At 70.9% G+C, this 12,087-nt stretch carries 11 protein-coding genes and 3 pseudogenes; 7 read left to right on the forward strand and 7 right to left on the reverse strand.

All coding sequences use genetic code 11. The features are described 5' to 3' along the window. Positions 1-42 precede the first annotated feature (42 nt). On the reverse strand, positions 43-561 hold the full coding sequence (locus CRP52_RS38825) for a hypothetical protein (RefSeq protein WP_097240531.1): 519 nt from the start codon (positions 559-561) through the stop codon (positions 43-45). A 40-nt stretch (positions 562-601) separates the two neighbouring features. Next, on the reverse strand, positions 602-1,096 hold the full coding sequence (locus tag CRP52_RS38830; RefSeq protein ID WP_097240532.1) for a hypothetical protein: 495 nt from the start codon (positions 1,094-1,096) through the stop codon (positions 602-604). Positions 1,097-1,576: 480 nt separating this feature from the next. On the opposite strand from CRP52_RS38830, the gene CRP52_RS38835 reads away from it, so the two are divergent. Next, the gene (locus tag CRP52_RS38835; protein WP_179853164.1) at positions 1,577-3,433 is read left to right on the forward strand and encodes an ALF repeat-containing protein; all 1,857 of its coding nucleotides are present in this window, start codon (positions 1,577-1,579) and stop codon (positions 3,431-3,433) included. An 86-nt stretch (positions 3,434-3,519) separates the two neighbouring features. Next, positions 3,520-3,900, forward strand: a pseudogene (locus CRP52_RS41015) (hypothetical protein); the annotation flags it as partial. A gap of 164 nt (positions 3,901-4,064) precedes the next feature. Here CRP52_RS41015 and CRP52_RS40300 read toward each other — a convergent pair. Next, positions 4,065-4,187: a hypothetical protein gene (locus CRP52_RS40300; protein ID WP_257033174.1), complete on the reverse strand. Its 123-nt coding sequence runs from the start codon at positions 4,185-4,187 to the stop codon at positions 4,065-4,067. A 241-nt stretch (positions 4,188-4,428) separates the two neighbouring features. Here CRP52_RS40300 and CRP52_RS36755 point away from each other — a divergent pair, with 241 nt between their 5' ends. Both CRP52_RS36755 and CRP52_RS36760 read left to right on the forward strand, forming a co-directional pair. Then, the gene (locus CRP52_RS36755; protein ID WP_097241160.1) at positions 4,429-5,712 is read left to right on the forward strand and encodes a polymorphic toxin-type HINT domain-containing protein; all 1,284 of its coding nucleotides are present in this window, start codon (positions 4,429-4,431) and stop codon (positions 5,710-5,712) included. Between the two features lie 323 nt (positions 5,713-6,035). Then, the gene (locus CRP52_RS36760) at positions 6,036-6,545 is read left to right on the forward strand and encodes a hypothetical protein (RefSeq protein ID WP_143685937.1); all 510 of its coding nucleotides are present in this window, start codon (positions 6,036-6,038) and stop codon (positions 6,543-6,545) included. Positions 6,546-6,981: 436 nt separating this feature from the next. Here CRP52_RS36760 and CRP52_RS40710 read toward each other — a convergent pair whose 3' ends face one another. From CRP52_RS40710 to CRP52_RS36770, 4 genes and pseudogenes are all read right to left on the reverse strand, one after another. After that, positions 6,982-7,404 (reverse strand): polysaccharide lyase family protein, encoded by a 423-nt coding sequence (locus tag CRP52_RS40710; RefSeq protein ID WP_306458947.1) that lies wholly within the window; start codon positions 7,402-7,404, stop codon positions 6,982-6,984. Beyond that, the gene (locus CRP52_RS40715) at positions 7,290-7,628 is read right to left on the reverse strand and encodes a hypothetical protein (protein WP_306458948.1); all 339 of its coding nucleotides are present in this window, start codon (positions 7,626-7,628) and stop codon (positions 7,290-7,292) included. Before CRP52_RS40715 ends, CRP52_RS40710 begins: the two co-directional genes overlap by 115 nt. Before the next feature lie 211 nt (positions 7,629-7,839). After that, positions 7,840-9,057, reverse strand: a pseudogene (locus tag CRP52_RS40720) (rhamnogalacturonan lyase B N-terminal domain-containing protein); the annotation flags it as partial. A 19-nt stretch (positions 9,058-9,076) separates the two neighbouring features. Next, positions 9,077-9,496 carry a CPCC family cysteine-rich protein gene (locus tag CRP52_RS36770; RefSeq protein ID WP_097240539.1) on the reverse strand — a complete coding sequence of 140 codons (420 nt, stop codon included), beginning with the start codon at positions 9,494-9,496 and terminating at the stop codon, positions 9,077-9,079. 879 nt (positions 9,497-10,375) lie between these two features. Between CRP52_RS36770 and CRP52_RS36780 the strand changes: the two genes are divergently transcribed. The 3 genes and pseudogenes from CRP52_RS36780 to CRP52_RS36790 all read left to right on the forward strand — a co-directional run. Next, complete coding sequence (locus tag CRP52_RS36780) at positions 10,376-10,936, forward strand: NUDIX hydrolase (protein ID WP_121179343.1); 561 nt, start codon at positions 10,376-10,378, stop codon at positions 10,934-10,936. Between the two features lie 159 nt (positions 10,937-11,095). After that, a complete protein-coding gene (locus CRP52_RS36785; protein WP_097240541.1) occupies positions 11,096-11,578 on the forward strand; it encodes a RidA family protein in 483 nt (160 codons plus the stop codon). A gap of 247 nt (positions 11,579-11,825) precedes the next feature. Then, a pseudogene (locus CRP52_RS36790) lies at positions 11,826-12,087 on the forward strand (hypothetical protein); the annotation flags it as partial.

The following is a 12,087-nucleotide window of genomic DNA, read 5'->3' on the forward strand; positions in this document are numbered from 1 at the left end:
GGTTGGGTTCATGGGGGTGAGAGAGGGGTGCGGGGAGCGGTGTCAGCCGGTGACGGTGAGTTCGACGAGGCTGGTCGGGGCGCTGCCGGTGCCTTCGCCGGTGGCCTTGAAGCCGTCCTTGGGGATGTCGAGGGTCTGGGTGGCGGTGCCGGCGGTGAGGCCGGCCCGGATGGCGCGGCCGGTGGTCTGGAGGGCGAATACGTCGGGCAGTTGCAGGGTGAGTGAGCCTGTGGTGCCGTCGGCGGTGAAGCAGATCTTGTTGTCCGGGTTGCCCGGGGCGCGGGTCCAGATCTGGATCTGGGTGGGCTTGGTGCAGTTGGTGAGCAGGATGTGTCCGTCGCCGCGTATGAGTTTGACGCGGGTGATGGTTGCGGCGTCGGGGTAGCTGAAGTCTTCGACGGCGGGGGGTGCGGTGGAGTTGTCGGCGGGCGGTGTGGTGTCGGCCGCGGCGAGTGCGGTCGCGCCGAGGAGGGCTGCGGTGGTCGCGGCGAGGGCGGCCGTCCATCGGCGGGCGGTGGTGCGGCCGGTCGTCTTCGCCGTGCGCGGGGGGTTGTGGGTCACCTGGGCTCCTGGGGGGAGGGTGAGCGGGTGCCGGCGGTGGTCAGCCGATGATCCGCAGTTCGAGGAGGGCTGCGGGCTTGCCGGTGCCGGTGCCGCTGCCGATCCCGACGCTGGCGCCGCCGGGGCCCTTGGCGATGTCGATGGTCTGGGAGACGCCTTCGCTGGTGAGTTTGGCGCTGACTGCGTAGTCGTCCGTGCGGATCCGGATGACGTTCGGCACTTCCAGGGCGAGGTAGCCGGTGTTGGTGGTGGCGCGGAAGCAGATCTGGTTGCCGCTCTCGTTGGGCAGGTCCATGCTCAGGACCTTGATCTGGTCGTCGACGGCGCAGTCCGACAGCAGGATGTGGCCGTCGCCGCGCAGCAGCTTGACGTTGCTGTAGGGGGCCGGGCCGGGGTAGGTGAAGTCCTCGACCGCGGGCGGTGCGGTGGAGTTGTCCGCGGGGGTGCCCTCGGCCGAGGCGAGCGCGGTGGCGCCGAGCGTGGTCGCCACCGCGACGGCGCCGGCGGCGATCCACCGGGACACGTGCTTTGCCATGACTATTCCTCTTCGTTCATCTCGTGTTGCCCGTTGGGCGGGTCCTCGGAATGCGGTGAACCGACCTGGACGGCAGGCGGACCGACTCGCTGGGACGGCGCGTCAAGGGGGGTGGAGGACACCTCGGAACGATCGCTTCGCCACCCCCGGCGATCACAACGGAATCCGGGCCATCGAACCAGAGAGTCTGACATTACGCCAACTTCCGACCCGTTCTGAGCAGGCACTATGTCACGTTTTCGAACAGCCTGGGCGCTTGCTGACGATGCGTCGGAATTTACTGACTATGCGCCGAGAACTGTTGTTCATTTCTCTTCCTTTACTCCCCAACCTCGTGACTTCGTACGCTTTCTGTTGTGGCGTGATCTGCCGGTAAGCTCCGCTGCGGCCTTATTCGGCCGACATCGACAGTGGAGGTTCCTGGTGCGTCATCCGATATCCCGTTCACGCCGGCGAGGGGGGAGGGGAAGGCCGCCGCTGTTGGGCAGGCTTTCCCTGGGCCTGTTGCCGCTCGCGCTGGTGACGGGTCTGGTGGGGACGGGGCTGCCGAACGCCGTCGCTGCCGAGCCGACCGGCGGGCAGGTGCAGCAGCCGAGCGACCGCGAGCGGGCGCTGCAGGCGTGGCTCAAGGGCGGGCCGAGCGTGCACACGCTGGCGGAGTCGGCGCTGGCCGGGTCCGACCAGGACGTGAAGCGGTTCCTGGACAGTGATCTGGCCGGTGCGCAGCATGCGGATGATCTGCTGGCTGCCACCCAGATCGCGAGTCTGGGTGGTCCGAAGGTCCGTGAGGCGGCGGGCAAGGCGCTCGACGGCACCGCCGCCGAACTGCAGACCTTCCTGCAGAGCGGCTGGCAGTTGCCGCTGGATGCCGATCGCCGGCTGTGGATCACGCGGATCGCGGATCCTGCGCTGGGTGCGGGTCGGGGTGTGCAGGCGGCGGCCGATACGGCGTTGCGTGGCAGCAGTGACGACCTTCAGCGGTTCCTGACGGAGGGGCAGTTCGCGGCGAAGGACGCGGACGACCGGGTGAAGCTGGTCCAGGTCCTGAGTGCGGGTGGTGCGAACACGCAGGCCGCGGCGCGGGCGGCGTTGAACGGCTCGATCGAGGACGTCCGGGACTTCCTGACGGTCGGACAGTACATCGCGCAGAACCGCGACATGGAACGCGCGAGCATCGCACAGCTGGCCCAGCAGGCCAAGGACGCGGGCGCGCAGGCCGCCGCCGAGACGGCTGCGGCGGTGGAGGCCAAGGACAAGGCCGTTGCGAACTCGCAGCTGGCGAAGGACGATGCCGCGCGGGCGGCGGCCGAGACGCAGGCCGCGGGCAGTGACACCGCCAAGGCCACCGCGGCCGCCAACAACGCGGCCACGGCGGCGGAGCGGGCCGGGCAGGCCGCGCAGACCGCGATCACCGCGGCGCGTTCGGCCAACGCCTCCGCCCGCGCGGCGGCGTATGCGGCCTCCAACGCGGCGGCTGCCGCGGCGGGTGCGCAGCGGGCTGCTGCCAATGCTCGTACGGCTGCTGCGGCTGCGGCGGGTGATGCGGGCAAGGCGCATGAGGCGCGGGTGGCGGCGGATGCGGCGGATGCGGCGGCGAAGATCGCTGCGGATGCGCAGGCCACGCTGGTGGAGGCGAACAAGGCTGCGGCGAGCAGCAAGGATGCCGCCGGGGCTGCGCTCAGTGCCAGGGGTAATGCGGATGCGGCGGCGGGTTCGGCCGATCAGGCCGGGGCGTATGCCGACAGTGCGGGCGGTCAGTCCGTGAAGGCCAAGCGGGCGGCGGAGGCGACGCGTCGTCAGGCCGCGGAGGCCGGACGTGCCGCCACCGCGTCGCAGAAGCTGGCCGAGGAGGCCGCCGGTCAGGCCGATGCCGCGAGGACGCTGCTGGTCTCTGCGGCCGCACACGCCAGTGCGGCGGCGCAGGCAGCGCGGGACGCGGCGGACCACGCGGGGCAGAGCGCCAACGCCGCGCAGGAGTCCACCGACCACGCCAACGCCGCCTCCGGCTTCGCCGGGGACGCGCAGACCGCCGTCGACAAGGCCGGTGCCGTCCAGGACCTGGCCCGCCGCACCGAGGCGGAGGACCTGGCCAACCGGAGCGGGGCCGCGATCGAGACCGCGCGCAAGGCCCGCGCCGACGAGAGCGACAAGCAGGCCGAGACGAACAGGCCCGCCAGCAGGTCCAGAACGCCCGCGCCGAGGCCGACCGCCTCGCCCAGGCCGTCAACCAGCCCGGCACCACCCCCCAGGAGGTCGCCACCGACGGCCGCAAACTCGCCCTCCTCTCCCGCAAGATCTCCGGATCCTGGGGAGAAGCAGCCGCCGAAGCCGCCCTGACCGGCAACGACACCGCCGTCTTCGCCTACCTCAAAACCGGCCGCAAGGCCGCCGAGGAGCACGACGCACAGGATCGCGCCACCCAGATCTACCAGGACGACGAGAACCCGGCCGTTCGCACGGCGGCCTACACCGCCCTCCAAGGTGACGCGGCGAAGATCGGCGCGTTCCTGAACAGCGGCCAGTACGAGGCCGCGGCGCCCAACAACCGGCTGACGATCACCCGCCTCCTCGACAAGGCCGGCCCCGCCGTCAAGACCGCCGGCGACACCGCGCTGCGCACCAACACCCCCGAAGCGCTGCGCGACTTCCTCGACAAGGGCCTCACCGACGCCCAGGCCGCCGACGACCGCCTCACCGCGACCCGGCTCGCCGACGCCCCCGACAACGAACCCGAACTCAAGGCCGCCGCACGGATCGCCCTCGAAGGCCCCGCCGTCAAACTGCGTGCCTTCGTCGCCGCAGGCCAGTACACCGCCCAGCAGAAGGACCGCCTCACCGCCGTCCACGTCGCGGACGTCACCGGCCTGATCGCCCAGGCCAGCGCGGCCGCCGCCACCGCCCAGAAGAACGCGGCCGAAGCCCAGCGCGTCGCCGCCCTCGCCCGCGGCGCCGCAAGCGAAGCCGCCGGCTACGCCGGCAACGCCCAGCAGTCCGCGAACACCGCCGCCGACCAGGTCACCAAGGCCCAGGCCGCCGCCGACGCCGCCCAGACCAGCGCCACCAACGCCGCCCAGTCCGCCAAGAACGCCAACGCCGCCGCCGGCTCAGCCCGGCACGACGCCGCTCTAGCGACGTACTCCGCCCAGCGGGCGGCACAGTCGGCGAGCGCGGCCCGACGCTCCGCGTCCGATGCGTACAGCTCCGCTGCGTCGGCACGGGCTTCGGCCGAAGCCGCGGGCAAGGACGCCACGGCCGCCCAGGCCGCCGCCGACGACGCGTTCGGCACCTACGAGGCCAGGCACGAAGCCGAGGAGAAGGCCAAGCGCGAGGCCATGGAAGCGGCACGCGCGGAAGCGGACCGACTGCGCAAGCAGGAAGCCGCCGATCAGAAGGCCGCCGACGAGCAGAAGGCCAAGGAGAAGGACTCCCAGGTCTCGGCGATCGAGGAGGAGATCAAGAAGGAGAAGGAGGACAGCGAGACCGTCAGCGCCATCTACCACCTGTTCTCCGAGAGCATCCACCTCACCCTCGACATCATCGGGGGCGCGGGCGGGGTCATCGCCCCCGGCCTCGCCGACATCGCCGACCTGATCAACTGCGCCTACTACGCCGTCGAAGGCCGCACCGCCGACGCCATCACCTCCTGCATCGGCGCGATCCCCTTCATCGGTGACGGCGCGGCCGTCGCCAAGCTCGCCCAGTGGGCCAAGAAGTTCGGCTCCTGGGGCGAGAAGGCCGTCACGTTCATCAAGAAGCTGGTCACTCGGATCCCTCCGAGCTGCCCCTCGCCGAACAGCTTCCCGGCCGGCACCCCGGTCCTCATGGGCGACGGCAGCCACAAGCCCATCGAGACCATCAGGGTCGGCGACACCGTCCTGGCCACTGACCCGCTCACGGGGCAGAGCGCGGGCCAAAAGGTCGACGCCACCATCTACACCCCCGACGACCGCCAGTTCACGGACGTGACCCTGGCCGACGGCGGTTCGCTCACCTCCACCAGCAGCCACCGCTTCTGGAACGCCTCCGAGCGGGCCTGGGCCGACGCCTCGCGTCTGCGGGCCGGGGACTCCCTGCTGACCCCCTCCGGGCAGCAGGCGACGATCAGTGCGACCCGGCAGTGGGAGGGCCTGCAGGCCGCCTACAACCTCACCGTCGCCGACCTGCACACGTACTACGTGCTGGCGGGCGACACCCCGGTCCTCGTCCACAACAACAACTGCGCCGTCACAGCGGTCGCCCTCGGCTACCAGGCGGCCGGTACCGCCAAGTGGGCTGAGGGTCTCGGGTTCACCCACTTCATGAAGCCGGAGTTCGAGAAGACCTGGCGGGGATACGTCAAGAGCGCCATCGACGACCCCAAGATCGACATCCACGTCAACATGAAGGAATTCGAGGGCGACTTCGAGCAGATGGCCGTGACCGGCCTCGGGGGCTCGGCAGCGGGGGCCAAGGCCACCCAGGAGGAGATGTCGTGGATCGCCCGGGCCGTGATCGGCGAGAGGGTGCCGTGGAGTAAGTTCAAGTTCTACGACAAGGACGGAAAGTTGATCAGCGTCCCGGAACCGAAGTGGCAGGAAGCCAAATGGCAGAAGGCCTGGATCTTCGAGTGGGCCTGACCCCGGGCTGACCGGCCCTCGGGCCGACTCCCCCGCGGCCGGTGGGGCTGCCGCTTTCCACGGCGGCCGCCCCACCGGCCGGTCATTTCGTGTGCGAGTACAGGTGGAAAGGACCAACTCTTCTATGAACGACGTGATCGGCGGCCTCCCGTCGGGCTTCTCCGATTACTATCCGGAGCTCGCCCGCTACGGGGGTCTCACGGCCGCGTTCCTCGCGACCGCGGCCGAGCACGGCATCGACCTCGGCGACGAGTTGCGTGCTCCCGAGCCCGACTGGACGCCGACGGCCGCACAGTTTCGACTCGCCGCGAGGAACGATGTGGGTGAACCTGTGGCTCGAAGAACGCGGGTTCAGCATCAAGCTGGGCAACAGCCGCGGAGGACACCCCTGGGCCGAAGGCGCGACCCCGGACATCGCCGAGGCCGCCGGGGTGCTCGCGGCATGGAAGCACGGCGCGACCCTCACCGAGCTTTCCGAGCGATTCCCGTTCATGACGTACACCAGGCTTAGCCAGGGGTACGAGGACGGGAATCCGGAAGCCGTGATGTGGGATCTGCAAATCGGCGACCCGAAGTTCGAGGAGTACCGGGACCTCCTCATCGCACTGCGCGCCGAGCCGCAGCTCGCGCGGATGTTCCCGTTCTTCTCGATGTGGACGCTGCGGCTGGCGAAGGACGCCTACCGCGAAGAGCCGGGCGAACTGCTGATCCGGCAACAGGACGACGGCTCCTACCTCCTGTGGTCCTCTTCGGAAACCGAGGAGGACCAGCGGGAGTTCCGCCGGCTCGACGACCTGGTCGCCGCCGCAGCCGCCCTGCGGAACACCCTCTGAGCCACCGGATACGGCCTCCGCCTCACGGGCGGAGGCCGTATCCGTGTTCCCCTAGGGCTGCTCCCAGTGGATGCGGCGCAGCCCGAGGTCGTCCAGCAGGTACGTCGCGTCGTCCCGGCGGATCGCATCGGTCGCGGCGATTGCTTCCAGAACACCTGAGCCGCGCCGCCGCACGCCCGGGGTGAGGCGATGGGGCGGCGCGGCTCGCGGGGGCGGGCGTCAGAAGCTGGTGAGGCCGAGCTGCTGGACGCCGCCGGCCGGGTCGGTCCAGGCGCCGGCGAGACCGCCGTCCTCGACCACCGCATGACCGTCCGTCGTCAGGACACCCACCCGACCCGCCCCTGATCCAGCTCGAAGGGGGTCGTATCCCGGGGGGGGGCGGAGGCAGTCCGTGGAGCCGCCCGTGGCTGGGGCGGCTCCACCTGGTGTGCCGGGCTCAGGTGAGCAGTTCGACGCAGTCGTAGGCGAAACCGGGGCTGAGGAACTGCGAGCCGCTGCTGCCGGAGACGACGGTGATGGTGAGCGTGTTGGTGCCGGGCCGAAGGGCGGAGGCGGGGACGGTGAAGGCGTAGGTGTGGTTGTTGCCGCGGTAGGAGCCGACCGTGAGCGAGCGGGTGCTCGGTTCGGGGTGGGGCTGGGGGACGGGTGAGGTCCAGTCGTTGAGCCGGATCCGGGGGCGGGCGTTGAGGAAGGCGGTGGTGACGCCGATGTTGAGGGTGCGCGGTTGGGCGGCCTGCTCTGCCGTCAGGTCGAAGGTGACCCTCCTGCCGTCGTTGACGTCCCGCCACTGATAGGCGGGGAAGTCGGCGTCCCTGGACCGGCCCACGGTGAAGTCGCCGGTCCACGGCTCGGCGCGCACGTCCGAGGGGTGTGCGTGGGTGACCAGGTCGGCATTGCGGAAGCCCGCCGGGTACCGTCCCAGCGGCCGATGCGCCAGATCGCCGGAGCCTGACCCGGGTCGTCGGCGGGGGTGAGGCCGATGGTGTGCAGGGCGGTGGTGCTGCCGGGCCCGACCGTCACGGAGCCGGTGCGGACGGCGAGTTCGCCCTGGTAGACGGTCCAGGTGTAGTCGCCGGGCAGCATCCGGCGGGCGATGTACGCGCCGCGGCCCCGGTTCGGCGGTCGCCCAGTACTGCGCGTCGTCGTTGGCGAACCCGACGGTGTAGGCGAGCGCCGGGTTGCGACCCGAGATGCCCACCCCGGCCACGGCTCCGCGGTCGCCGTCGCCGACCCAGCCGTCCAGGCCGAGCCCGTCCACCCACGAGGTGTCGATGCGGTCGTGCCACAGCTCCGATGAGGGTGCGCCGCCGTCGGTGAAGGCGAGCACGTACGGCCCCTGGAGGCCGAAGCGCATCGGCTCGGTCTGGTTCTCGCCGTAGTAGAGGATCTCGTACAGGCCCGCGCCGTTGTCGTACGAGTGGCGCATCAGGGAGCGGTAGAACGGTCCGCCGGACGCTTTCTCGTGGTTGCTGCGCACCATCCACAGACCGACGCCGGGCTTGCTCCAGCCCACGTACCGGTAGTCGACGACCCGTTGGTTGGAGTAGTGCTTGGACCGGGTGGTGCCGTCGGGTCGGCGACGCACGTCCTGGGCCTCGATGAGGACGTCCCGGGTGGCGTCCCAGGAGTCGGGGTTGTCATTGGGGAAGAGGCCGGGGCGGACCCGCACGATGTAGCGGGTGACGGTGATCGAGTCGTCCGCCTTGTCGGTCCACAGATAGACGTTGTTCTCGCCCTGGCGTGCGGCGTAGTAGTGGCGCAGGGTGCCGTGGACCACGCTGATCAGGATGGTCCGGTCGAGCCGGGCGATGCTCACCGCGGACGGGCCGAGGCCGGACTCGACCTGGGAGTTCTGCCCGTTGTAGCCCTGGTACTCGACGCCCCGGTAGACCAGGGAGGTCAGGTCGCCGGTGCTCCTGCTGACCCGGAAGATCAGGTCGGCGCCGGTGTGCACGGTGTACTCGCGGCCGTCGTCGGTGTAGCCGAACGTGCCACTCGCCGTGCTGCTCGCCGTGCTGCTCGCCGCGGTGGCGGCCTGTGCGCCGGACGGGCCGGCGCCGACGCCGCCCCGCCCAGGGCGATGCTCGCCGCCCCGGCCCGGAACAGGAACCGGCGGCGGCTTGGACGATGCTTGCTCATGCTGCGGTGCTTCCTTTTCGACGGGACCGGTGGGCGGCCCAACCAGGGGCAGGGCCACCCGGAACGCGGCGTCGCGCTCTGCCTGTTGGTGGCCGCCCGGCCGTGAAAGGTTGCCCGCGTCGGAAAGTTTTTCCGAGCCGCGTCCGAGCCCGACCACGCCCTGGATCCTGGCGATTTCCCTGGGCGATTCCCTTGGCGAGACGGGCGTCAGGCAACGGGCGAGCTGTACGTCGCGACCCGGCGCGACCCGGCGCGATTCGGCGCGACCCGGCGCGACCCGGCGCGACCCGGCGCGACCCGGCGCGATTCGGTGCGATTCGGTGCGACCTTGCGCGACCACCGGGGCGGCATGCGGGAGATCGCGTCCCCGCACGACGTGTCGTGACGGTCGATCAGGAAGGCCGGCGACTCCGTCCGGCCGGCGCCGCGCGACGCCAGAACCCCGTGTCCCGATAGCGCCACCAGTACAGGGCAGTGCGATCGTCCGGCCACTCGGCCAGCTGAACCCCTCTGGGCTCGAAGCGGTCGCGCCCGGGGTCGATCGGGCGCCAGCTCGGGTCCATCGGCTCGTCGTCCTCAGGCAGGCGGACATGCTCCACAGACCGTTCCTCGCAAGCCCCGAAGGCCCGGTAGTTCTCCTGGGCCTCGATCAGCGAAGGTCGGTTTGCTCCGCCGGAGCAGTCCGGCCAGCGAAGCTGGATCGCGTCGTCCTCCCAGAAGCAGACCGGGCAGATCTCGTACGAGCCCGGCTGCCCGTCCATGGTCAGACGGCCACAGCACACGCAGGGAAACTTCAGGGTCACGCCCGTCATCCTGGCCCATCTCACCGAGAGGCCCAACTGGTTTCCCGGGGTTGCCGGCGAGACCCGCGTCCGGGGGCGTTCCACGGATCCGGCACCGGCACGTCCCACCTGCTGATCACCCTGGGCGCCGAGGCCGGAACGTGACCGAGTCTGTTGACCCCACCTATGAAGACGCCGGCCGTGGCAGAATGCCGACATGATTCTGCTCCGAAAGGGCGATGCCGCGTAGGCGCCCGAAGGCTGTCCGCGCCGAGCGGTGGCGGCCACGCAAGCACGTGCCGGTCCGTCGGATTCCGAGCGTAGCCGCTCGAACCCGAGCAGCGGTGCGTCGTGTTGAGGACGAATACCTGTGGCCGAACGCCGTTGCTGATGCTCTGAGCCGGTTCGAATGGGCTTTCAGGCAGCCGGGACGATATCTGACCGGCCCGGGTGAGAGTCCTGGCATCGAGATCGAAGACGGCCGAGACAATCTGGAAGTGGCCCTACGGCGCCTTCCGAGAGGAGCCCGGTCTGACCTGGGCCGCTTGGTGGAGCGGATCGACGTCGAGTTCGAGCGGCGCACTCTTCCGAACCCTGGTTCGGTGAGCGAGTGGACGGCGGGCCGCTGGTGGTGTGGCGCATTCGGGAACGGTGACACCGGCGGTCAGGAGCCCTTGGCGGGCGGCCTGTTGGCAGGCTTGGTCGTGACGAGACGGTAGAAGTCGCAGCACCTTCGACGTCGCGGTCGCATCGAGACCGGATCGTCTGGTCCGGCCACTGCCACCGGCGGCACACCCACACCGACCCCCGCCCCTCCGCACCTGCACTGGTTGTCCCTGCTGGGCTTCGAGCCGGTCGGGCGCGTGGGAGGGTCGGGAGCGCAACTCGTACGCGCGTGAGGAGACTGCCGTGGAGTGGGAGACGTTCGGCCGGCGGAAGGTCTACGGCAGCCCTTGGGTCGAGGTGTGGCTGGAGGACGTCGAGGTGCCCGGTATCGGCCGGATCGACCACCACGTCGTCCGCTACCCGCGTGCGTCGACCAGCGCCGTCGTCACCGACGACCAGGGCCGGTTCCTCCTCCTCCACCGCCACCGGTTCATCACCGGCCGCTGGGGCTGGGAGGTGCCGGCCGGCTGGGCCGAGCCCGGCGAGGAGCCGGCGGCCGCGATCACCCGCGAGGTCGAGGAGGAGACCGGCTGGCGGCCCGGCCGCGTCGAGCTGCTGACCGAGTACGACGCCATGGCCGGCATCTCGGACGCCCACTTCCGCTGCTACCACGTCACCGGCTGCACCCGGGTGGGCCCTCCGGAGGACACCTCCGAGGCGACCCGGGTCGAATGGATCCCGGAGGCCGAGGTGGTCAAGCTCCTCGTGAACGGTGACGTAGCGGACGGCCCGTCGCACGCCGCGCTCTCCTACTACCTGGGACCGCACCGGCTCGCCGGCCGCCGGGGCACGGAGCTGGGCTGACCCGGGGGCGGCGTCCCTGCCGCGCTCCCCGCACCTGCGGGGGCCAGGTCAGCCGAGATCGACGACGAAGGCCGAAAGGGTCAGCTCGCCCGCGCGTCGGCTGTGCTGCCACCCGACCGGCGGCAGACTCGGAATCCCGAGCTCGGAGCGGAGCGCGCCATGTCCGTCGAACGGTTGCTGGCAGAGTCAGGCCTGACGCTTCCCCCGGCGGCGCAGGCACCCCCAGGGCTGGAGCTGCCCTTCGTATGGGTCCGTGTCCACGGCAACCGTGCCTACGCCTCCGGACACGGTGCCCTCGGGCCCGACGGGACGCCGGCCGGCCCGTACGGGCGGGTGCCGAGCCAGGTCACGCTTGAGGAGGCCCAGGAGTCGGCCCGCCTGGCGACCCTGTCCCTGCTCGGCGACCTCCGCCGGGCCCTGGGCGACCTGGGCCGGATCACCGCCTGGCTCAGCATCAGCGGCTTCGTGAACGCCGATCCGGGTTTTCCGGGAACCACCCGCGTCCTCAACCCGTGCTCCGACCTGGTGCTGTCCCTCTTCGGCCCCGAAGCCGGCGCCCACGCCCGCACCGCGATCGGCGTGAACGCCCTGCCGCTCGACCTGCCGGTCATCATCGCGGCCGAGGTGGAGATCGCTGGCTGAGCGCGCGGGACGGGATGGCGGCTGCCGGGGTGGGTCGGACGGTGGGTCGGCCGGCCGGTGGGTCGGCTGGCCGGTGGGTCGGCTGGCCGGTTCGCTGTTCGGGGATCCGGCCGGAGGCTCACGAAGTGACCGGAAATGGGGGTGTGCGGGCGCAGTCCGGGGAGTGACAGTTCTGACAGTCGCGGGTTCGCGGAGTCGTGGAGACCGGCACTACGCGGCGCTCTCAGCTCCCGAGGAAGGACGTCAGTTGACCACGGCACACCGGACCGAGCCGACGGCGGAGCGCACGAGCAGCAGCCGACACCTGCTGCCGGAGGAAGGGTTCGCCAGCGTCGTACGTCTGATCCAGCGCGACAACAAGGGCATCGACGAGCCGCACGCCGTACGGATCGCCGACGAGGCCATCAAGTTCGTCGTGGCGGCGGCCACGCACCCCGGGCGCCTGATGCGCCCGTCCAGGGCCGTGGACATGGGGTGGCACGCGCTCCTCCTGCACACGTCTCTGTACC

Origin of the sequence: Streptomyces sp. 1331.2 (assembly GCF_900199205.1) — a bacterium.
Lineage (GTDB): Bacteria > Actinomycetota > Actinomycetes > Streptomycetales > Streptomycetaceae > Kitasatospora.